This is a genomic window from Bartonella sp. TT119HLJHH (genome assembly GCF_042193385.1).
Taxonomy (GTDB): domain Bacteria; phylum Pseudomonadota; class Alphaproteobacteria; order Rhizobiales; family Rhizobiaceae; genus Bartonella.
This window is the reverse complement of record NZ_JBHILS010000155.1, coordinates 1-535: the sequence shown is the minus strand read 5'-3', so window position 1 is coordinate 535 and position 535 is coordinate 1. Positions and strand designations below refer to the sequence as shown.

General features: G+C 37.4%; 1 protein-coding gene. It reads right to left on the bottom strand.

Features of this window, described 5'->3' with window-relative positions; translation table 11 throughout:
- Positions 1-535 (bottom strand): hypothetical protein (locus ACFIJL_RS09900; protein ID WP_375624564.1); only part of this gene is annotated, 535 nt, incomplete at both ends.

Genomic DNA, 535 nt, shown 5'->3' with positions numbered 1-535 from the left:
ACCCTTCAAAATCAGCATAATACTCATGACGATAATAATCATCTTCGCTACCAAACTCAGGATATGCATCATCACAGATATCTTCATTAGCTGTTAAAGAGGCATTGCTATGAATATATGAAGAACCAGAGATAAGAGCATCACAAATAACGGCATCATCAAAAACACGTGATTCATCACAGATATAAGCAGAGCCACTTATTTTTGCATTGCCTCCGACATGGGCATCATCACAAATGACAGCATTATCGGAAATATGAGCATGATCAGTGACACGGGCGTTATCATAAATTTGTGCATTGCCTTCAATTACAACGGCGTTGTTAGCATGCGCATTACCAGACAGCTTTGCATTGTCCTTTAATGTCATACCTTCAAAAATAGCATTCCCATAAATTTGAGCATTACCATAGACATCAACAAAAAAGCTTTTTACTTTAGCATTTCCAAAGACGCGTGCATTTTGAAAGACCCGAGCTTTATTATACACCCAGCAATTACCTTCATGAGAGAGATTATCTTCACTTTCAATATA